Origin of the sequence: Nonomuraea fuscirosea, assembly GCF_003001935.1 — a bacterium.
Lineage (GTDB): Bacteria > Actinomycetota > Actinomycetes > Streptosporangiales > Streptosporangiaceae > Nonomuraea > Nonomuraea fuscirosea.
The window spans coordinates 36,288-56,987 of the sequence record NZ_PVNG01000011.1 but is presented as its reverse complement, the minus strand read 5'-3'; the positions used below and the strand labels follow the sequence as shown (position 1 = coordinate 56,987).

Here is a 20,700-nt window from a genome sequence, read left to right as displayed (position 1 = left end):
CCTGCCGCCTACAGCTTGCACGCCGGGTCGGGCTGCGGCTGGAACGCCTCAGCGGCCGGGATGGTGTTGAGCACCTTCTCGTAGTCGTACGGCTCCTTGACGTCGGCGGATCCCTTGACCTCCGCCAGGTAGGAGTCGTGCAGCAGCAGGTGGTCCTGGGCGCGGATGGTGCCGTTGCGGACGAACATGTCCTCGACCTTCTGGCCCTCCAGCTGCGCGACCACCTTGTCGGCGTTGTCGGTGCCGGCCCGCTGCACGGCCTCCAGGTACTGCAGGGCGGCCGAGTAGTTGGCGGCCATGTTGGCGGTCGGCCGCTTGTTCAGCTTGGCCTGGAACCTGTCCGCCCAGGCCCTGGTCTTCTCGTCGAAGTTCCAGGTCCACATGGTGGTGTAGCGGGTGCCGGCCAGGGCGTCGGGCCCGAGCGAGTGGATGTCGCTGAGCAGCAGCAGCCCGATCGCCAGCGTGACGTTCTTGTCGCGCAGCTTGTACTCGTTGTACTGCTTGACCAGGTTGACCAGGTCACCGCCGGCGTGCATGGTGCCGAGCACCTGCGGCTTGGGGTCGAGCCCCGGCGCCTTGAGCAGGAACGTGGAGAAGTTGTCGTTGGGGAACGGGGTCGGGTCGGACCCGACCACGGAGCCGCCGGCTCCCTTGATGGCCGCGCTGAACGTCTTGGTCATGTCCTGGCCGAACGCGTAGTCCGGGTAGACGATGTACCAGTTCTTGGCGCCGGCCTTGGTGACCTCCGTGCCGGTGCCGTGGGCCAGCATGTAGCTGTTGTAGCCGTAGTGGAAGGTGTACTTGTTGCACGACTTGCCCTCCAGCTCGGTGCTGGCGGCGCCGACGTCGATGAACACCTTCTTCTTGTTCTTGGCCACGGTGGCGACGGCGAGCGCGGCGGACGAGGTGGGCACGTCGAGGATCACGTCCGCGTGCTGGCGGTCGTAGAGCTCCTGCGCCTTGGAGTTGGCGATCTCGGGCTTGTTCTGGTGGTCGGCGCCGGTCACCTCGATCTTCGTGGCCACCGCCTTGTCGCCGTACTTGGCCTTGTAGTCGTCCACGGCCATCTTGACCGCCTCGATGGAACTGCGGCCCGAGGTGTCGGCGTAGATGCCCGACTGGTCGTTCAGCACGGCCAGCGTCACCCCGCCGTCGCTGATCGCTCCTCCGCCGCCGCCCGGCCCGCCTCCGCAGCCGGCCAGCAGCAGCCCGGCGGCGGCCAGCCCGCCGCTCCAGCCCGTGATTCGCATTACGGCATCTCCTCTGTTCCCGGGCGCTCGGCCGTTCTGTCACTGGGTGGCGGTCGTCAGATTCCGAGGTATTCGAGTAGCTGGTGCTCGCGTTCGCGTACCTGGTCGCGGTCCAGCGACTCGACGATGCGGCCCTCGGCGAGCAGGTAGTGGCGGTCGGCGACGGAGGCGGCGAAGTGCACGTTCTGCTCGACCAGCAGCACCGTCGTGCCCGCCTCCCTGACCTCGCGCAGGATCTCGCCGATGCGCTGGACGAACAGCGGCGACAGGCCCTCGGTCGGCTCGTCGCACAGCAGCAGCCTGGCTCCCGTGCGCAGCACCCGGGCGAGCACGAGCATCTGCTGCTCGCCGCCCGACAGCGTCGTGCCCGGCGAGCGGCGCCGCTCCCTCAGGTGCGGGAACGTCTCGTACACGCGCTCCAGCGGCCACGGCTCGGGGCCGCCGCCGCTCTTCACCACGGGCGCGAGCATGAGGTTCTCCTCCACCGACAGGGTGGCGTAGATGCCGCGGTCGTCCGGGACGTAACCGAGGCCGCGGCGGGCCCTGGCGTGCGGGGGCAGCCCGGTGACGTCGACGCCGGAGACGGAGATCGTGCCCATGGTCCTGCCGTAGGTCCCGTGCAGGCCCATCAGGCAGCGCAGCAGGGTGGTCTTGCCGGCGCCGTTGCGGCCGACGAGGGTGACGATCTCACCCTCGTCGACCCGCATCGACACCTCGCGCAGTGCCTGCGCCTCGCCGTACCAGGCGGACAGTCCGTCAACGCGCAACATCGGAGTCCCCCAGGTAGGCGGTGATGACGCGAGGGTCGTGGCGGATCTCGGCGTACGGCCCCTCGACCAGCACCTTGCCGTGCTGCAGCACGGTCACCCGGTCGGCGAGGCTGGCGACCACGTTCATGTTGTGCTCCACCATGACCACGGTGCGGCCCGCGCGGATCTCCTGGACGAGCTCGATGGTGCGGTCCACGTCCTCCGCGCCCATCCCGGCCGTCGGCTCGTCGAGCAGCAGCACCTTGGGGTCGAGGGCCAGGGCGAGCGCCAGTTCCAGGGCTCTTTTGCGTCCGTACGACAGCGAGCCCGCGGGCACGTCGCCGTGGCCGGCCAGCCCGACCCGGGCGAGCAGTTCGGCGGCCGGGGCGGTGAAGCGGGCCAGCGCCCGGTCGGAGCGCCAGAAGCGCCAGCCGAGCCCGGTCGGCCCGGCCAGGGCCAGCTCCAGGTGCTGGTGCGGGGTCAGCTCGGCGAACAGGCTGGTGATCTGGAACGAGCGCGCCAAACCCAGCCGGCTGATCGCCTCGGGGGTGCGCCCGACCAGCTCCTTGTGGCCGTCGATCACGACGCTGCCCGCGGTCGGCCTGAGGAATCCGGTGAGCAGGTTGAACAGGGTGGTCTTGCCGGCGCCGTTGGGTCCCACCAGGGCGTGCACGCTGCCCTCGGCCACGTCCAGGTCGACGCCGTCCACGGCGCGGAAGCCGCGGAACTCCCTGACCAGTCCTCGCGCCCGCAGGACGGGGACGGATCCGGCATCGTGCGGGCCCGCCGCGGGACCTTCGCCCATGCACCCCTCCTCACGACTCACAAGGTGAGCTGGAACACCGTGAACGCTAGGTGGCGGCCAGGACGGGGGACCAGGTGACGTGCCTCCACATTCGTCCCGCCCGATGTGCGGTGGTACACACCTCTTCGGCGGGCGGACTCCTCCGTGACGCCCGCCACCGGTCCGGCCGGCTCGCCGGCGGCGCGGCGGTGGAGGACGTGTCCACAGGTAGCCGGGGAACAGTGGCGACCGCATACGTCGCCGCGCCCGCCGCCGTCGATCACCATGGCGTCCACCACGGCCTGACCGATGGGAGTCGCACATGTCTTTTCCGTTCCGCAGATCCGCCCTCCTCCCGGCCCTGGTGGCCACGTTCCTGGCTCTCCCCCTGGCGCCGGTGGCCTCCGCCGCGCCGGCCGACGCCCGCTGCGGCCGCCTGGGCAGTCTGCACGTACCGGGTGCCCGGCACCAGGTCGCCGCCTGCCTGGACGACCTGACCACCGCCAGCACGACCGCCTCGGGACACACCGATCCGGCCGACTGGACGGGGCTGCACTCGACGGCCACCCGCAACCCGAGCGGTGTGCCGGGGATCCAGATCGACGGCTACTTCGACGACACCTCCACCAGCAACCCCACCCACGGCTGGAACCACGACGCGCAGTTCGTCATCCGGCTGCCCGAGCGGTGGAACGGCGGGCTGGTCGTCGCGGGAGCGCCGGGCAACCGCCGCCAGTACGCCAACGACTTCACCATCTCCGACTGGGTGCTGGCCAAGGGCTACGCCTACGCCTCGACCGACAAGGGCAACGTCGACCTGGAGTTCTACAAGGACGGGAAGCGCCCTGGCGACGCCATCACCGAGTGGTACCGGCGGATGATCGAGGTCACCGTCGCGGCCAGGGTGACCGTGGCCCGCCACTACGGGAAGAAGCTGCGCAAGACGTACGCGATGGGCATCTCCAACGGCGGCCAGCTCGTGCGCTGGGCCCTGGAGAACCACCCCGAGCTGTACGACGGCGGCGTCGACTCGGAAGGCACCTTCTGGCCGCCGGACGGCCGGCCGAACGCGCTGACCTACCTGCCGGTGGCGCTGCGCGAATATCCCAAGTACGCGGCGACCGGGGACCCCGAGGCGCACGCCGCGATGCTGCGGGCCGGCTTCGCCCCCGGCTCGGAGTTCCTGTGGGACTTCAACTACCGCATCCTGTGGGACGCCACCCAGCGCAAAGTCCGCGAGGAGCTCGACCCGGACTTCGACGGCGACCTCGACGCGGGCATCCCGTTCTGCCAGAGCGGCACGCCGAACTGTGACGCCGACTACGACTTCTACGCGCGGCCGAAGAGCGTGCACCAGGCGGTGAAGCGGGCCTCGCACACCGGCCGCATCGGCAAGCCGCTGATCACCGTGCATGGAACGCTGGACACGCTGCTGCCGATCAAGGTGCACGGCGACGCGTACGCCAAGTCGGTGCGCGCGCAGGGCCGGGCCGCCAAGCACCGCTACTACCGGATCGAGGGCGCCTCCCACCTCGACATCGAGTACGACATGTTCCCCGACCGGATGCGGCCCCTGCTGCCGTGCATGCGGACCGCGTTCGAGGCGCTGGAACGCTGGACGGCCGGGCAGCAGCAGCCGCCTCCCAGCGCCACCATCCCGCGCCAGACCTCGGGCGACGTGGCCAACACCTGCTCGATCAGCTGACCGCCAGCTCGCCGGCCCTGGCCCTGATGAGCCGCCTGACGATGAGGGCGGAGGGCGAGGGCCGGCTGTCCTGACGCTGCGTCAGGCACAGGTGGACGGGTTCGGCGTCGGACAGCGGCAGCCAGACCACGTCCGCGATGTCGGCCGAGGTGTCGAACCGGGCCAGGATGCCCACCCCGGCGCCCTGGCCGACCATCACCTTCACGGTCCGCGCCGACATCGCCTGCACCACGACGTCCGGCGCGGGCACGTGGCGGTGCAGCGTCTCCCACATCACGGTGCCCGCCCGCATGGTGACGATCGGCCAGGTCGCGAGGTCGCGCCACTGGATCCGGTCCCGCCCGGCCAGCGGATGATCCGTAGGCACGTACGCGCCGACGGGCGCGGAGATGAGCGGGATCCGGCGCAACCCGGGCGCGGGCGGCCCGGCCGGCATGGTGACCACCCCGAAGTCGAGCGCGCCGTCGAGCACGTCGGCCTCGACGGCGGCCGACGCCCCCTCGCGGACCGCGAACCGCAGGCCCGGGTGGTACTGCCGCAACCGGCCCACGACCGGCGCGATGATGGTCTCCACGGTCACCGTGACGCCGCCGATCTGCACCCGGCCCCGGTAGGTGCCGCTCGACTCCATCGCCGACTCGCGCACCGCCTCCTCGGCCGCCACCAGCCGGCGCAGCGGCTCGATCAGCGCCTGCCCGGCCGGGGTCGGGCGCACGCCGTGCCGGCTGCGGGTGAGCAGCACGACGTCGAGCTCCTCCTCCAGCAGCGCGATCTGCTGCCCGAGCGCGGGCTGGCTCACGCCGCACCGGGCCGCCGCCGCGCGCAGCGACCCCGTCTCGACGGCGGCCAGGAAATACCGGGCCCGTTCCACCCGCACGCGGCCACCATAAAGGCAGAACCTTTCACCTGTGAACTGCTTCCACGTCTTCCCGTCGCTCCGACGGCGCGCGATCGTGGCCGATGAAGCCGAGGTGAAAGGAATACCAAGTGGCTGACCGTCCGCTCAGCGGAGTGCGTGTCCTGGACGTGTCGACGATCCTGGCCGGGCCGCTCGCGTCCGCGCTGCTCGGCGAGTTCGGCGCCGAGGTGATCAAGGTCGAGCATCCCGCCACGGGCGATCCGGCTCGCCACTACCCGCCCCTGGAGGACGGCGAGTCGGCCGCCTGGTCGATGATCGGCCGCGGCAAGCGCAGCGTCACGATCGACCTGCACCACGCCGAGGCGGCCGCGCTGGTCGGCCGGCTGGCCGCGGCCGTGGACATCGTGGTGACCAACTTCCGCCCTTCGACGCTGCGCCGGTTCCGCATCGACTTCGACGACCTGCGCGCCTACCGGCCCGATCTGGTGATGATCCAGGTGAGCGCGTTCGGCAGGACCGGCCCGTACGCCGACCGGCCCGGCTTCGCCCGCGTCGCGGAGGCGTTCGCGGGCCTGACCCACCGCACCGGCACCCCCGACGGGCCGCCCGTCTTCGCCGGTTATCCCGTGGCCGATGGCGTGACCGGCATCTACGCCGCGTTCGCCGCCATGCTCGCGCTGCGCCAGCGCGACCTCACCGGCCAGGCCCAGCTCGCCGACATCCCCCTGTACGAGCCGCTGCTGCGGATGATGGAGGACTTCGTCGTCGAGTACGGCGTCACCGGCGAGACCCGCGAACGCCAGGGCAACCGCAACCCGCACATCAGCCCCAACGACCTCTACCGCACCCGCGACGGCCGCTGGCTGGCCCTGCCCGCCTCGACCGAGCAGATGTGGCGCCGGCTGGTCACCGTCATGGACGCGGGCGACCTCGCCGTCCACAACTCCATGACCGCCCGGCTGGAACACCGCGAGGAGATCGAGGCCAGGGTCGCCGCCTTCGTCGCCGCCCACGACCTCGAACCGCTCATGTCCCTGCTCACCGAGGCCGGCGTGGCCGCCGGGCCGGTCAACTCCGCCGCCGACATCTGCGCCGACCCGCACATCAGGGCCCGCGGCTCGATCGTGGAGGTGCCGGACGCCAGGACGGGCCGCCCGCGGCTCATGCAGGCCCCGGCCGGGCGCTTCTCGGGGTTCGACCCGACCATCGGCGGCGCCGCGCCCGCCTTGGGCGAGCACACCGCCGACGTTCTCCGCGACCTCGCCGGGCTGGCCGAGCCGGAGATCCATGACCTGCGCCACCGAGGAGTGGTCTGACCCGAAAGAGGCGTGCCCATGACCATGGCCACCCTGTCCATCATCGTGCTGGCCGCCCTGCTCGCGGCGACCCTGATCCCCGGCTTCGACCTCGGCCTCGGCGCCCTGGCGGCGGCGTTCCTGCTCGGGCTCGCGGCCGGCGTCCCGACGAACGACGTGACGGGCTTCTTCCCGGCCGACTTCTTCGTGCTCATCGTCGGCATCACCGCGCTGTTCGCGGTCGCGCAGCTCAACGGGACCCTCGACTGGTTACTGGACGTGCTGCTGCGGGCCGCTGGTGGCCGGCTCGTGCTGATCGCGCTGGCGCCGTTCGCCATCGGCGCCGTGCTCACCGCGGCCGGCACCCTGCCCGCCGCCGCGACCGCCATCGTCTCCCCCATCGCCCTCGGCTTCGCCGCCAGGTACCGGATCTCGCCGATGCTGGCCGCCGTCCTGGGCGTCACCGGCATCATCAGCGGGCTGCTGTCGCCGCTGGCCGTGTACGGGGTCACCGCGCGCTCGCTGAGCGACAAGCTCGGCATCGACCTGCCCGGGTCGGCGCCGGTGACGTTCCTGGCCGGGGGGCTGCTGGCGGGGCTGGTCGTGTGCGCGGGCTGCCTGGTCGTCGGCCGGTTCACCGGCGGCATCCCCCGGGGCCGCGCCTCCGTCCCGGCCACGGCCGCGCCGCTCGCGCCCGGCGCCACCGACCCGGCCGGCCCCGCTCCCGCGTCCGGCACCACCGACCCGGCCGGCCCCGCTCCCGCGTCCGGGACCGCCGAGCCGGCCGCCCGGCCCGGCTCCACCGGCCTCGAGTCCGCGTCCGGCACCACCACCTCCGGCGCCACTTCCGGCGACACGGCTTCCGGCGCCACTTCCGGCACCGCGACCGTGACGGTCGCACCCACGGCGGCGGCGACACGAGACCCGGGTTCCGGAACGCGGGCCTTCACGCTGCTGTGCATGGCCGCCGTCGTCGTCCTGTCCGTCGGTTTCGACATGAACGTCGGCTATCTCGGCCTCACCGCCGCCCTGGTGCTGCAGCTGGCCTTCCGGCTGCCGCTCGGCGCGATCGTCTCCAGGATCCCGTGGAACGTGGTCCTGCTGATCGGCGGCCTGCTCACGTACGTGGGCCTGATGCAGCACCTGGGCGCGTTCAAGCAGATCAGCGAGCTGCTCGGGGTGGCGGGCTCGCCGCTGCTCAGCCTGCTGGTGCTCTGCTACGTCGCCGGGATCACCTCCTTCGCCGCCAGCTCCATCGCGGTGTTCGCGACCGTCATGCCGCTGCTGCCGCCGCTGGTGGCCGCCGGTGTCTCCCCGGTCGGCGGGGTGCTCGCCGTCGCCCTGGCCTCGGTGCTGGTCGACCTCAACCCGCTCGGCATCACCGGCGGCCTCATCCTCGGCGCCGCCGAGCCCTCGGCCCGGGCCCGCCTGTTCCGCCAGCTGCTCGTGTACGGGCTGATCTCGATCGTCGTCGCCCCCGTCCTCACCTGGGCCGCCTTCGGCTGGTGGTGACAGGGGAACGGCCGTCAGAAGGCGTACGGGCCGAACCGTTCCCAGGCGACGAACGCCGCCATCAGGAACAGGACCGCGTTGATCGCGATCCCGGACGGCTCCTTGCGGCGGGCGTGGACCACCGCGGCCAGCACCATCGTCAGCGCCAGGCCGGCCGCGGCGAGCGGAGTCAGCACGGTGGCGATGCCGGTGAGCGCGGGCAGGACCAGTCCCAGCCCGCCCGCGAGCTCGGCGACGCCGATGAAGCGGACGGTGCCGGCGGAGAAGTCGTCCACCCACGGCAGCCTCGGGGCCAGCTTCTCCTTGGGCTGCGTGGACTTCATCACGCCGGCCATGACGAACATCGCGGCCAGGCCGATCTGCACGATCCACAGGACGACGTTCACGGGGGATCTCCTTGATGGTCGGGGGTGCGGCGAATCCGGTGCGACGACAGCGCTCGGGCACGTTGAGCCCTCGTCCACCACGTAAGTGGAACGGCCTGCCCGGTTTATCATGCCACGTCCCGCGACAAAGTGGGTAGACCGTTCCACTTGGGTAGAGTGGAGACATGAGCTGCAGCGCGGACCCCGACCCGCTCGACGACCGGCAGCCCGGACCGGGACTGCGCGCCGACGCCGAACGCAACCGCGACCGCATCCTGGCCGCGGCCCGCCGCCTGTTCGCCGGACAGGGGCTGGGCGTCTCGATGGCCTGCGTGGCCAGGGAGGCGGGCGTCGGCAAGGCCACCCTGTCGCGCCGGTTCGCCAGCCGCGAAGAACTCATCAACGCCGTCTTCGCCGACCGCATGGACGCCTACGCCGCCGCCACCGCCCAGGCCCTGGCCGACCCCGACCCGTGGCGCGGCTTCACCGGCTTCATCGAGACCGTGTGCGCCATGCAGGCCGCCGACCGGGGCTTCGCCGACGTGCTGGCCAGGTCCTTCCCGGCCGCCAAGGCCGTGGAGGCGCGGCGCGCGGAGGCGTACGAAGGGTTCCTGGCGATCATCGCCCGCGCTCAGGAGAGCGGTCACCTGCGCGCCGACTTCACCGCCGACGACCTCGTCATCCTGCTGATGGCCAACGCCGGCGTCGTCGCCGCCACCGCCGGCGCGGCCCCCGACACCTGGCGCCGCCTTGTCGGCCAGATGCTGCGCGCCTACGCCACCCCCGGCGCCCCGCTGCCGCCGCTGGCGCCACCGCCCAGCCAGACCGCCCTGTATCGCGCCATGGTCCGCCTCGCCCGTCACACCCTGGGCTGACCGGACGGCTCGATCAGCCGAGCGCCTTGACGAGCTTCCCGGTGAACCGGTGCATGTGCGGATCGAGCCGTTCGACGGGCTCCGCGAGGACCTCCGCAGGTGACAGCCACCTGATGCCGGCGAACTCGCCCTCGTCGTAGGAGGTGATGGGGTCGGTCTCGATGAGGAACCAGAGCGACACGTCGGTGTGGGAGCGCGCACCGCGCGTCCGCGTCGCGGTGACGAAGAACGGGCTCTTCCCGGCCGTCCCGGTCGGGCGGGCCGCTACGCCCAGCTCCTCCCGGCACTCGCGTTCGACGGTCTGCCAGGTGTCCTCGCCGGGCTCGACATGCCCGCCGCTCGGCAGCCAGAGCCGCGCCTTGCGATGGTCGACGAGCAGGATCTCCTCGCTCGGGCTGACGACCACGGTGTAGGCCACCAGGTGCGGATCCGGCACGTCGGGCGCGTCCGTCCGGTAGAGCGGCGCCCCGCTGGAGATCCAGTCCAGCCCTTCGGCCACATGGGCGGCTTCCTGCTCGTCCCAGGGGGTGATGCCGGCGAACTGCCGCGCCAGCCGCTCCCGTGCGTCGTCCCGCTCCACCACGACCGCACCACCCGGCTCCTTCATGAGACCCGACCGTACCGCCCACGACCGACAGGAACCGAGCGGCCGGACCGGATCTGCTCATCTGCTCAGTGGTGGTGGCCGCGGCGGCCGAGGGTCCGCACGAGGGTCGCGCCGGGGCGGCTCCACTGCGGTACGGGGCGGCTGGTCCCGTCCCAGGTGGCGTTCCCGTCCGCGTCCGTACGCCACGACCAGGAGCCGTGACGCCCCTCGGGCCAGCCGTCGGGGTTGTCCTCCCACGACTCGCCGCGGCCGTACGGGGTCATGTCGAGCAGGCCCATCGACCCGTTGACCCGCTCGTTGCCCCGGCCGGTCGTGGAGTAGGTGAGGAACACGCGGTCACCGTCGCGCAGGAAACAGGCGAGGTATCCCATCTCCCCGCCGACCGGCTCGTCCAGCCCGCGTACGGAGTACCAGGGCTGGGTGTAGCCCATGAACTCGACGTAGGCAGCCACCTCCTCCCACGGGCCCGTGGTCAGGACGGCGAACGAGACGCCGCGCGCGTTGAGGTAGACGGCGTCCTTCAGGTGCCAGGCCGTGGTGGTGCAGCCCTCGCACTGCCCCTGGTGCGGCGCGCCGTCGTACCACATGTGCTGGTAGACCACGAGCTCGTCACGCCCCTCGAACAGCTCGACGAACGGGACGGGGCCGTCGGGCCCGACGACCTCGACCGTCCCGTCGATCTCCACCATCGGCAGCCGCCGGCGGGCCGCGGCCAGCGCGTCACCCTCCCGGGTGTGCGCCTTCTCCCGCACCAGCAGCTCGTCCCGCGCGGCTTGCCAGGTGGCCAGGTCGACGACGGGCGGACGCCCGGGCAGGGCGGTGGTCGGGTCACTCGGCGTGGTCGTCATGGCGTCCTCCGTGGGGTCTGACAGTCGTCCGTATGTGCTGCAGACCCGATACGGCGGCGAAACTCATCGGTCGGGCGGAGAGGACTTCACCTCAGTGCAGGGTCACCGTGGAATGAAGGGATCGGTGATCGGAGTGGGCGTTGTCGCGGGAGACGGTGCAGGACGTGTGTCCTCGGGCGAAGATGTAGTCGAGTTTGGCGGTGCCGTACGTGGCGCCCGTGCCCGTCGTTCCGGGGGCGGACCAGCATTCCTGGAATGTCGTGTAGAGCGGGTCCAGGATGCCGCCCGTGGCAGGTGTGGTGTTGAGGTCGCCGCCGATGACGGGGGCGTATCCCTCTTTCTCGATGTCGCCGGCGATGCGCAGCAGGGCGTTCACCTGGCCTCGCCGGGTTTCGCCTGAGGGGTCCTCGCCGGGAGTGCTGAGGTGGGCCGAGCAGTAGGCGGCCGCGTGCGACGGGACGTACGCGCACAGGGCGACGCGCTGTTCCGAAACCGTTCCCCACGCGGCTCGCAATTCGCGGGAGAAGTACTTCGTGTTCTCCTCCGGGACCGCCACCGCCACCCCGTAAAGGCCCCGGTCGTTTCCGCTCTGGTCGTCCCTGCAGCGCTTTTCCAAAGTGAGATCGGGGTATTCCGACTCGACCTTGATCGGGGCGAATCGCACGTCCCAGCCTCTCCCGGTACGGCTCTCCAGGGACGACTCGATCGTCCTGGTGTGCCGTTCGCAGATCTCCTGGAGGAGGAGCACGTCCGGGTGGTAGGCGCTGCCCAGCGTCGCGTTCAGGTGCTGGACCAGCGCCGTCGCGACGGCGTCGCCGTCGTCGCGGTAATCGCCGCAGGCGGAGTTGTTGTTGGCGCAGACGTTCCAGGACATGACCTGGGCCTGTCTCCGTGGCGTGGGCGACGGCGCCTCGGGTTCGCCCTGGCCGGGGTAGGGCTCGGGGAAGTCCATTGTGAAGAGTTCCCACGAGCCGATCTGGTTCGCGGGTGTCCGTGCCCGCAACATGCCCGCGTTCGCGCCGGTGACGTTGTTCTCGGCGGAGACGTAGAGGCCGTTCGCCACCGACTGCACGGCGTAATAGACGTCGGCCCCGACCTGGCGCCGGACGAAGCGGAACTTCTCCCAGGAGCCGGTGTTGTGACCGCGCGCCCGTAGCCGTCCCTTGTCGGTGCCGGAATCGCCGATCTCGGCGCTGACATAGCGGCCACTGGCGATACTGCGTACGGACCAGGTGGCGCCGTTGTCATCGGAGAGCCGGACGAACTTCTCCCATGAGCCGGCGCTGTCGCCGCGTGCCCGCAGCAGCGCCCATCGACCGGATTCGCCGTTCAGCTCGGTGGTGACGTACTTGCCCGTCGCCATGTTCCGCAGCGTGAACGGGGAGATCGACGACTTGGCCAGGTGGTCGGCCATGGGGTCGGCATCCGCCGCCCGGGCGGGAAAGGGCGCCGCGAGGGTGAGGCCCAGCGATAAACAGCACAGGGCGGTGATCCTGGACAGGAGTCGGCGCACGTGGCCCTCGCTTTCCGCGGGTACGGACTATCCGATGATCATGGATCAGGTGGTGATCCGGCGGCAATACGCACACCGCGGCCAGCCGTGGGCAGGGGCAGACGTGGGGCGCGGCACTGGCTGGTCGTAGCAAGCGCTGTCACCGAAGTCTGGGCAGCTTTCACCGGAACGGTCGCCAAGGCTTCTTGCAAGTGCTGCATACGTTTGCAGTATGGTGGTGTTCGCCTAGTCCGAGGAGGATCACTTGTCCACCCCACTTTCCCGATTCACGGCGGACAGCCTGCCCGTCGAGGTGTACGCGAGCGAGGCGGACCTGGGCCGCGCCGCGGCCGAGCGCGCCGCCGCGACCATCCGGGACGCGGTCCGGCGGCGCGGCGCCGCCCGGGTCGTCGTCGCCACCGGAAACTCCCAGTACGCGTTCACCGACGCGCTGCGCGAGCAGGAGATCCCGTGGGGTCGGGTGACGGTCTTCCACATGGACGAGTACGTGAGAATCGCGGCCGACCACCCGGCCTCGTTCCGGCGCTGGATCAGGGAGCGGATCGAGGTCCCCTTCGCCCCCGCCGCGGTCCACTACATCGACGGCAACGCCGCCGACCCGGAGGCGGAGTGCGCCCGATACGAGGCCGAGCTGCGTGAGCTGCCGCTGGACCTGGTGTGCATGGGTGTCGGGGAGAACGGTCACCTGGCCTTCAACGAGCCGTACCAGGCGAGCTTCGACGACGACCGGTGGGCGCGGGTGATCACGCTGACCCCGCGCTCGCGCGAGCAGCAGGTCGGCGAGGGGCACTTCGCGACCGTCGAGGACGTGCCCGCCACCGCGATCTCGCTCACCGTGCCGGCGCTGCTGGCGGCCGAGGCGGTCCAGGTGTGCGTCCCCGAGCAGCGCAAGGCGGCGGCCATCGCCGCCACGCTGAACGATCCCGTCTCGACCGCCTGCCCCGCCACGATCCTGCGCCGCTCCCCCCACGCCACGCTGTTCCTCGACACGGACTCCGCCAGCAAGATCGACTCTCTGCGGTGATCCTCACCGGCGGACGGGTGCTGCTCCCTGAGGGCATCCGTGACGACGTGGACGTGATGATCACCGGCGGCCGGATCACGTCACTGCCACCCCGCACGACCGGCCACGTGGGTACGTCACCGCCGCCGCAGGAGACGGACGATCGCGACCCGTCACCGCCGCCCCGCCCGACCGGCGACGTGGGTACGCCGCCCCGACCCCATACGACCGGCCACCCCGACGGGGTGGTCGACGTGGGTGGGCGGCTGGTCACGGCCGGGCTGGTGGATCTGCATGTGCACGGGTTCGCGGGCGCGTGTTTCGACGCGGGCCCCGGCCAGGCCGCCGAGGTGCTGCGGGGCCTGGCCCGGCAGGGAGTCACCAGTGTGCAGGCGTCGCTGGTGTCCGCGTCCGTGGAGCGGCTGACCGAGCTGCTGGCCGCGTTCGCCGCCGTGGACCGTACCGCCGACGACTGCGCGGAGCTGCTCGGCCTGCACCTGGAGGGCCCCTTCCTGGCGCCCGCGCAGTGCGGCGCGCACGACCCGGCCGTGCTCCGCCCGCCGACCTCCGCCGACGTCGGCCTGCTGCTGCGGCACCGCGACGTGCTCAGCATGATCACGCTCGCCCCCGAACTCCCCGGCGCCGTCGAGGCCACCGGTCTGCTCGCCGGCGCCGGGGTCGTCGTCGCGGCGGGGCACAGCGACGCCCGCGGCGACGACCTGCGCGCGGCGGTCGACGCCGGGCTCACGCACATCACGCACCTGTGGAGCGGCCAGTCCGGCACCGTACGCCAGGGCCCGTGGCGGGTCCCCGGCCTGCTGGAGGAGTCGCTGGCCGCCGATCACCTCACCGCCGAGGTGATCGCCGACGGCCGCCACCTGCCGCCCGCGCTGCTGGAGATCGCCCGCCGCTGCGTGGGCGAGCGCCTGTGCGTGGTGTCCGACGGCACGCCGGGCACCGGCCTGCCGCGCGGCTCCCGCTACCGGCTCGGCACCGTGACCTGCGAGGTCGGCGACGGCGTCGGGCTGGTGGTGGGCGCGGACGCGTTCGGCGGCTCCACCTCGGCGCTGCCGGACATGCTCCGCCACCTGACCGGCGACCTCGGCTGGCCCGTCCCCGAAGCCGTGGCCGCGGCCACCAGCACCCCGGCGCGAGTGCTCGGCCTGACCGGCCGCAAGGGCACGATCGCGGCCGGCGCCGACGCCGACCTCGCCGTCTTCGACGAAGGCTTCCATCCGTGGGCGACCGTCCTGCGCGGCAGGTGGATCGGCCCAGAAGGGATCAGGGCATGAGCACCGGTCAAGAGGGGATCAGCGCATGAGCAGAGTCATCCGGTTGCGGGAGGGCGACACGGTGGCCGTCACGCTCGACGGGCTCGCCGCCGGCGACTCCTTCGGGTACGGACTCACCGCCGCCCAGGACGTCCCGCCCGGCCACAAGGTCAGCCTCGCGGCGGTCGGACCCGGCGCGGAGATCGTCAAGTACGGCCAGGTCATCGGCCACGCCACCGCCCCCATCGCGCCGGGCGAGCACGTGCACACGCACAACCTCGGCTTCCACGACACCGCCCGGACCGAGGTCGTCCCCACACCGGGGACGGTCACCCGGCAGGAGCCCGAGACGTTCCAGGGCATCGTGCGCCCCGACGGCCAGGTCGCCACCCGCAACTACGTCGGCATCATCACCTCCGTCAACTGCTCGGCGACCGTCGCCAAGCTCATCGCCGACCAGGCCCGCCGTTCGGGGATGCTGGACGCGACGCCGGGAGTGGACGGCGTGGTGGCCATCACGCACGGCAGCGGCTGCGGCCTGGCCTCCGACGGCGAAGGGCTGGAGCTGCTGCGCCGTACGCTGTCCGGCTACGCCGCCCACCCCAACTTCGGCGCGCTGCTGGTGCTGGGGCTGGGCTGCGAGGTGAACCAGATCGCCGAGCTCGACCTGCCCGCCGCCACCCCGATCGCGACGATGACCATCCAGGAGGCGGGCGGGACGGCGGCGGCCGTACGCAAGGGCGTCGAGGCCATCCGCGAGCTGCTGCCCGCGCTCGACGTGGCGCGGACGGAGGTTCCCGCCTCGCGCCTGGTGCTCGGGCTCAAGTGCGGCGGCTCCGACGGCTACTCGGGCATCACCGCGAACCCGGCGCTGGGCGTGGCCGCGGACCTGCTGGTCGCGCAGGGCGGCACCGCCATCCTGGCCGAGACGCCGGAGATCTACGGCGCCGAGCGGCTGCTGGCGGCCAGGGCGGTGGACGAGAAGGTGGCGCGGGCCCTGCTGGACCGGATCGACTGGTGGCGCGACTACACCGCGCGGCACGGCGGCTCGCTCGACAACAACCCCTCACCGGGCAACAAGGACGGCGGGATCACCACGATTCTGGAGAAGTCGCTGGGCGCGGTGGCCAAGGCGGGCAGCTCGCCGCTGACCGGCGTCCACTCTTTCGCCGAGCCGGTACGCCGGCCGGGCCTCGCCTTCATGGACACGCCCGGCTACGACCCCGTCTCTGTCACCGGCATGGTGGCGGGCGGCGCGAACATCGTCTGCTTCACCACCGGGCGCGGCTCCGTCTACGGGTGCAAGCCGGTGCCGAGCCTGAAGCTGGCCACCAACAGCGACGTCTACCGGCGGATGCGCGACGACATGGACCTGGACTGCGGGCCGATCGCGACCGGCGAGCGCACGATCGAGGAGATCGGCCGGGCCGTCTACGACCTGATCCTGGCCACGGCGTCGGGGCGGCAGACCGCCAGCGAGCTGCTCGGGTTCGGCGACGAGGAGTTCGCCCCCTGGCAGCTCGGCGCCGTCATGTAGTCCTGCACCGCCGCGAGCCCGGGAAACCCTGGAGGGCCGTTCACACAGGCCGGCAGCCCTGGAGGGCCGTTCAACCCCGGAGGGCCGTTTCACGCGGCCCGGCGGCCCGGGACGGCCGTCACCTGGACGGTGCCAGGGTGGTGGAGCCGCGGACCACCAGCCGCGTCTCCAGCTGGACCACCGGCGGCTCCTCCTCCCCCGGATTGTTGATCATGTCCAGCAGCAGATCGACCGCGACCACCCCGGCCTCGGTCCCCGGCACGTGGATCGAGGTCAGCGTCGGGTAGGCCATGCCGGACATCGGGCTGTCGTCGATGCCGATCACGCTGAGGTCCTGGCCGACGCGCACCCCGCGCTCGGCCAGCCGGGTCATCAGGCCGAGCGCGATCAGGTCGTCGTAGGCGATGACCGCGGTGACGTCGCCCGCGTGCACCAGGTCGGCCGCGCGCACGCCGGCCTGCACCTGCGGCTCGAACGGCCCGTACTCGACCAGTTCGACCCCCTGTGCCTGGCAGGCGGCGACGACCGCCTCGCGCCGCTGCGCGTTGGACCACGAGCGTCGCGGGCCGCTGAGGTAGGCGAGCTTCCTGTGGCCGAGCGCGGTCAGGTGCTCGACGGCCTCGATCATGCCGTCGTCGTTGTCGACCAGCACGTTGGCCGCGCCGGGGACCCGCCGGTTGACGAACACGATGGGCTTGAGCCGGGCCAGCTCGTGCAGCCGATCGTCGCCGGTACGCGGGGAGACCATGATCAGCCCGTCGACCCGCTTACGGAGGATCTGCGCCCGCTCGACCTCGTCGCCCGGGTGCTCGTCCACGTCCGTGATGATCACGGTCTTGCCCTTGAGCCCCGCCCGCGCCTGGATCGCCTTGATGATCGGCGGGAAGAACGGGTTGGCGATGTCGGGCACGATCAGCCCGAAGATGTCGTGATGGCCGGAGATCAGCGAGCGCGCCGTCTGGTTGGGCACGTAGCCGAGCTCGCGGGCCGCGCGGCGGACGCGCTCGCGCGTGTGCACGTTGACCTTGTCGGGGTCGGACAACGCCCGTGACACGGTCGACGCGGACAGCCCCGTGGCCTGGGCGACGTCCGCAAGCGTGACTGGCATGAGCCTGACCCTCCTGGTTTGCTGCAACGAAGCGACGATATCGCACGGGCGGAGCTGAGGAAGCGTTCTCTCGTTGCAGGTCGATGCTGCTATTTCAGCTATCGCTTGCAATCGGACGCTCCGGTACGCCGAGCGCGTCGATGAGCGTGCCCGCCATCACCCGGTGCCCCTCGGCGTTGGGATGCACCGGGTCCCCGTACCAGCGGGAATCGGCCTCCTGCCAGCGAGCGTGGTGATCGACGAGCGCCGCGCCCCGCTCGGCGGCCAGTTCCCTGATCGCCTCGGCGTAGGCGGGGATGGCCGCGACCGCCCCGGGAACGGGGGTCTGCAGGACGACACGCGACCCCGCCTCCCGTACCCGATCGAGGAGCGGCGTCATCACGGCGCGGAACTCCGCGACGGAGTGATCCTTGGCGTCGTTCGTGCCGACCCCGATCACCGTCACGTCGGGCGCGTGCCGCAGGACGACGTGGTCCAGGTGAGCGGCCAGGTCGGCGCCCCGCCAGCCGCTGACCCCCGTGTTGATCACCGCGTCCATGGACCGCCCGCACTCGTACCTGACCCGCTCCGAGAACAGCTCGGCGTAGCCGCGCGCCCCGGCCGTCCACCGGGCCGCCTGCACGATGCTGTCGCCGGCGAACACCCAGGTGACGGGGGTCTCGCCCGCCAGCAGATCGCCGATCGCCGTCAGGTCGTCCACGAAAGTCCTCCTGCAAGCGTTTGTTGCAATTTCATGGGCAGTCTCGGCATTATGGCACGGAACCCGACGAGGATCACATGACTGCGTTTGCAGGAGGCTGACACGTATGAAGCGGTACGTCGTATGCGGGCTGTCCAACCGGGGGCTGGCGAGCTTCGTGCTGCCCCTGCTCGACCACGGTGACACCGTCGCGGGCGTGGTGGATCCCGACCGGGCGCGGGTGGAGTCGTTCAACGACTCGGTGCTGCCCGAGGGGCACGAGCGCCTGCCCTGGTACGCGCCGGACGACTTCGACCGGATGGTGGACGAGCTGGCGCCCGACACGGTGATCGTCGCCTCCCCCGACCACACCCACGCGGGCTACATCGTGGCCGCGCTCGCCCGCGACCTGGACGTCATCTCCGAGAAGCCCATGGTCACCACCGCCGCCGACGCCGTCCGCGTCCTCAACGCCGAGCGTGACAGCAAGGGGTCGGTGCTGGTCACGCACAACATGCGCTACATCCCGCGGCACCGCCAGATCAAGCGGCTGATCCAGGACGGCCGGCTCGGCCGCATCACCCACGTCGCCCTCGACTACCACGTGGACGTACGGCACGGCGGCAGCTACTTCCAGCGCTGGAACCGGGTGCGCGCGCTGTCCGGCGGCCTGTCGGTGCACAAGGGCTGCCACCACCTCGACCTGGTCTCCTGGTGGATCGACGCCGCTCCCGAGCAGGTCTTCGCCTACGGCGCGCTCAACTACTACGGCCCCGGCAGCCCGCACCGCCCCCGCGACGCCGCCGGCGTGCCGTACACGGGAGCCGACCTGTACGAGCGCGACCCCTACTACCGGGCGCAGGCGGGCAGCGGCGCCTTCGCCTTCGCCGAGCCCGGCGGCGTCCGCACCGGCCTGTACGGCCTGGCCTACGAGCACCAGTACCCCACCGACACCTACCTCTACGACGACGAGATCGACATCGAGGACACCTACTCCGCGCTGGTCCGCTACGACAGCGGCGCGAGCCTGGCCTACAGCCTCGACTTCTCCTCCCCCTGGGAGGGTTACCGGGTGCTGATCAGCGGCACGCACGGCCAGATCGAGTCCCGCCACGGCAGGACCCCGGACGGGACACCGCTGCCGGGCTCGGACACGTTCACGTTCTCACCCCTGTTCGGCGAGCCGGAGACGATCGAGGTGATCGTCCGCGAGGGCGGGCACGAGGGCGCGGACCCGCTGCAGCGAAGCGACCTGTTCGGCGAGCCCGCGCCGGAGTCGCTGCGCGACAACCTGCTCGCCGACGCCCGCCAGGGGGCGCTGGCGGTGGCGACGGGCGAGGCGATCTGGCGCTCGGCGGTGGAGGCACGCCCGATCGACATCGCCGAACTCCTCGCCCAGTCATGATCGTGCACTTCGGGCTCGGCGCCTTCCACCGTGCCCACCAGGCCGTGCACACGCAGGAGGCGGGCGACGGCTGGGCGATCTGCGCGGTCGCGCCGCGCTCCCCCGACGTCGTCCGCGCGCTGCGCGCCCAGGACCACCGCTACACCCTGCTGGTAAGCGACGGCGACGACGTCTCCGCCACCGAGATCTCCTCGGTACGGCGGGTCCTGCACGCCCCCACCGAGACCGAGCAGGTCGTCCGGCAGGTGGCCGACCCCGCGACCCGGGTGATCACGCTGACGATCACCGAGAAGGCCTACGCCGACACCCGGCCGGGCAGCGCGATCGGCCTGCTGGCGGCCGGCCTGACACGCAGGGCCGCGGACGGAGGCGGCCCGGTGGCGGTGGTCAGCTGCGACAACCTGCTCGCCAACGGCCGGCGGCTGCGCGAGGCCGTGCGGAACGCCTGCGGCAGCGTGCCGGAGGGGGTGTCGTTCCCGGCCACGGTGGTGGACCGGATGGTGCCCGCCACCACCCGGGAGGACCTGGCGACCGCGGCGAAGCTGACCGGGCGGGAGGACCTGGCGGCCGTGGTGGCCGAGCCGTACAGCCAGTGGGTGCTCCAGGACGACTTCCCCGGCGGCCGGCCGGCGTGGGAGCGGGCGGGCGCGCGGTTCGTCGCCGACGTGGAGCCGTACGAGCGGGCCAAGCTGCGCATCCTCAACGGCGCGCACAGCACGCTCGCCTACACCGGCGCGCTGACCGGCGTCGAGCACGTCGCCGACGCGCTCGGCGACCCCGTGCTCGCCCGCCTGGCCGGGCGGCTGATCCGCGAGGACGTGCTGCCCACGCTGACCGCGCCGCCCGGCGTGGATTTGCGCGAGTACGGCGAGCGGGTGCTATCCCGGATGCGGAACCGGGCGCTGCGCCACCGGTGCGCGCAGATCGCCATGGACGGGTCGCTCAAGGTGCCGATCCGCCTGCTCGGCACGGTGCGGGACCGGCTGGCCGCCGGGGGGATGCCGCGCTGGGCCTGCCTCGCGGTGGCCGTCTGGCTCAGGCACGTCACCGTCGCGACCGACGACGCCGGGCGTCCGGTCGAGGTCAGCGATCCGCGCGCCGACGAGCTGCGGCGACTGGCGCACGACCCGCGCGGGCTGCTCGCCGCGGTGGCTCCCGATCTGGCCGACCACGCGGAGGTCGCCGGCCGCATCAGAGCCGACCTGGCCGATTTCGCCGCGTACGGCGTGCGTGACTGCCTCAGCGGCGCCTGAACGACTGCTTTGCGGCAAACGATCCCAGATCGTGCTGCTCCTAAATCCTTGCAACGTGAATGATTGCGTTTGCGGTATTGCG

General features: G+C 71.8%; 19 protein-coding genes. 9 read left to right on the top strand and 10 right to left on the bottom strand.

Translation table 11 applies throughout. The features are described from left to right. Window positions 1-8: 8 nt before the first annotated feature. The 3 genes from B0I32_RS24935 to B0I32_RS24925 are packed head-to-tail and all read right to left on the bottom strand — an operon-like array spanning window position 9 to window position 2,804. On the bottom strand, window positions 9-1,250 hold the full coding sequence (locus B0I32_RS24935; RefSeq protein WP_106243735.1) for an ABC transporter substrate-binding protein: 1,242 nt from the start codon (window positions 1,248-1,250) through the stop codon (window positions 9-11). A gap of 56 nt (window positions 1,251-1,306) precedes the next feature. Beyond that, a complete protein-coding gene (locus B0I32_RS24930; RefSeq protein WP_106243733.1) occupies window positions 1,307-2,020 on the bottom strand; it encodes an ABC transporter ATP-binding protein in 714 nt (237 codons plus the stop codon). After that, window positions 2,007-2,804 carry an ABC transporter ATP-binding protein gene (locus B0I32_RS24925; RefSeq protein WP_106243731.1) on the bottom strand — a complete coding sequence of 266 codons (798 nt, stop codon included), beginning with the start codon at window positions 2,802-2,804 and terminating at the stop codon, window positions 2,007-2,009. The genes B0I32_RS24930 and B0I32_RS24925 overlap by 14 nt, the downstream gene beginning before the upstream one ends. A gap of 301 nt (window positions 2,805-3,105) precedes the next feature. Between B0I32_RS24925 and B0I32_RS24920 the strand changes: the two genes are divergently transcribed. Next, window positions 3,106-4,488 (top strand): 3-hydroxybutyrate oligomer hydrolase family protein, encoded by a 1,383-nt coding sequence (locus B0I32_RS24920; protein WP_106243728.1) that lies wholly within the window; start codon window positions 3,106-3,108, stop codon window positions 4,486-4,488. On the opposite strand, the gene B0I32_RS24915 is transcribed toward B0I32_RS24920, so the two are convergent. Then, window positions 4,481-5,365, bottom strand: coding sequence for a LysR family transcriptional regulator (locus B0I32_RS24915; protein ID WP_181307751.1), 885 nt, complete (start codon window positions 5,363-5,365; stop codon window positions 4,481-4,483). The two genes, B0I32_RS24920 and B0I32_RS24915, sit on opposite strands and share 8 nt — an antisense overlap. Before the next feature lie 110 nt (window positions 5,366-5,475). On the opposite strand from B0I32_RS24915, the gene B0I32_RS24910 reads away from it, so the two are divergent. Next, the gene (locus tag B0I32_RS24910) at window positions 5,476-6,663 is read left to right on the top strand and encodes a CaiB/BaiF CoA transferase family protein (RefSeq protein ID WP_106243724.1); all 1,188 of its coding nucleotides are present in this window, start codon (window positions 5,476-5,478) and stop codon (window positions 6,661-6,663) included. 18 nt (window positions 6,664-6,681) lie between these two features. Then, the gene (locus tag B0I32_RS24905) at window positions 6,682-8,154 is read left to right on the top strand and encodes an SLC13 family permease (protein ID WP_106243721.1); all 1,473 of its coding nucleotides are present in this window, start codon (window positions 6,682-6,684) and stop codon (window positions 8,152-8,154) included. A 14-nt stretch (window positions 8,155-8,168) separates the two neighbouring features. Here B0I32_RS24905 and B0I32_RS24900 read toward each other — a convergent pair whose 3' ends face one another. Continuing rightward, a complete protein-coding gene (locus B0I32_RS24900; RefSeq protein WP_106243719.1) occupies window positions 8,169-8,540 on the bottom strand; it encodes a DoxX family protein in 372 nt (123 codons plus the stop codon). Between the two features lie 164 nt (window positions 8,541-8,704). Between B0I32_RS24900 and B0I32_RS24895 the strand changes: the two genes are divergently transcribed. Then, the gene (locus tag B0I32_RS24895; protein ID WP_106243717.1) at window positions 8,705-9,394 is read left to right on the top strand and encodes a TetR/AcrR family transcriptional regulator; all 690 of its coding nucleotides are present in this window, start codon (window positions 8,705-8,707) and stop codon (window positions 9,392-9,394) included. 13 nt (window positions 9,395-9,407) lie between these two features. Here B0I32_RS24895 and B0I32_RS24890 read toward each other — a convergent pair whose 3' ends face one another. From B0I32_RS24890 to B0I32_RS24880, 3 genes are all read right to left on the bottom strand, one after another. Further along, the gene (locus tag B0I32_RS24890) at window positions 9,408-10,001 is read right to left on the bottom strand and encodes an NUDIX hydrolase (RefSeq protein WP_106243714.1); all 594 of its coding nucleotides are present in this window, start codon (window positions 9,999-10,001) and stop codon (window positions 9,408-9,410) included. Window positions 10,002-10,066: 65 nt separating this feature from the next. Further along, entirely contained in the window at window positions 10,067-10,849 is a 783-nt protein-coding gene (locus tag B0I32_RS24885) for a DUF899 domain-containing protein (protein ID WP_106243712.1), read from the bottom strand. A gap of 91 nt (window positions 10,850-10,940) precedes the next feature. Then, complete coding sequence (locus B0I32_RS24880) at window positions 10,941-12,362, bottom strand: endonuclease/exonuclease/phosphatase family protein (protein ID WP_146178310.1); 1,422 nt, start codon at window positions 12,360-12,362, stop codon at window positions 10,941-10,943. Between the two features lie 244 nt (window positions 12,363-12,606). On the opposite strand from B0I32_RS24880, the gene B0I32_RS24875 reads away from it, so the two are divergent. Genes B0I32_RS24875 through B0I32_RS24865 form a run of 3 tightly spaced genes read left to right on the top strand, consistent with a single transcriptional unit; the run spans window position 12,607 to window position 16,173 of the window. After that, on the top strand, window positions 12,607-13,386 hold the full coding sequence (locus B0I32_RS24875) for a glucosamine-6-phosphate deaminase (RefSeq protein WP_106243707.1): 780 nt from the start codon (window positions 12,607-12,609) through the stop codon (window positions 13,384-13,386). Then, complete coding sequence (locus B0I32_RS24870) at window positions 13,383-14,657, top strand: N-acetylglucosamine-6-phosphate deacetylase (RefSeq protein WP_106243705.1); 1,275 nt, start codon at window positions 13,383-13,385, stop codon at window positions 14,655-14,657. Before B0I32_RS24875 ends, B0I32_RS24870 begins: the two co-directional genes overlap by 4 nt. A gap of 25 nt (window positions 14,658-14,682) precedes the next feature. Then, the gene (locus B0I32_RS24865; protein WP_106243702.1) at window positions 14,683-16,173 is read left to right on the top strand and encodes a UxaA family hydrolase; all 1,491 of its coding nucleotides are present in this window, start codon (window positions 14,683-14,685) and stop codon (window positions 16,171-16,173) included. A 118-nt stretch (window positions 16,174-16,291) separates the two neighbouring features. Here B0I32_RS24865 and B0I32_RS24860 read toward each other — a convergent pair whose 3' ends face one another. Further along, a complete protein-coding gene (locus tag B0I32_RS24860; RefSeq protein ID WP_106243700.1) occupies window positions 16,292-17,281 on the bottom strand; it encodes a LacI family DNA-binding transcriptional regulator in 990 nt (329 codons plus the stop codon). 94 nt (window positions 17,282-17,375) lie between these two features. After that, window positions 17,376-17,981 carry an SGNH/GDSL hydrolase family protein gene (locus B0I32_RS24855; RefSeq protein ID WP_181307749.1) on the bottom strand — a complete coding sequence of 202 codons (606 nt, stop codon included), beginning with the start codon at window positions 17,979-17,981 and terminating at the stop codon, window positions 17,376-17,378. Window positions 17,982-18,087: 106 nt separating this feature from the next. Here B0I32_RS24855 and B0I32_RS24850 point away from each other — a divergent pair, with 106 nt between their 5' ends. Both B0I32_RS24850 and B0I32_RS24845 read left to right on the top strand, forming a co-directional pair. Continuing rightward, the gene (locus tag B0I32_RS24850; protein ID WP_106243696.1) at window positions 18,088-19,365 is read left to right on the top strand and encodes a Gfo/Idh/MocA family protein; all 1,278 of its coding nucleotides are present in this window, start codon (window positions 18,088-18,090) and stop codon (window positions 19,363-19,365) included. Then, a complete protein-coding gene (locus tag B0I32_RS24845) occupies window positions 19,362-20,618 on the top strand; it encodes a mannitol dehydrogenase family protein (RefSeq protein ID WP_106243694.1) in 1,257 nt (418 codons plus the stop codon). Before B0I32_RS24850 ends, B0I32_RS24845 begins: the two co-directional genes overlap by 4 nt. The last annotated feature ends 82 nt before the right edge of the window (window positions 20,619-20,700 follow it).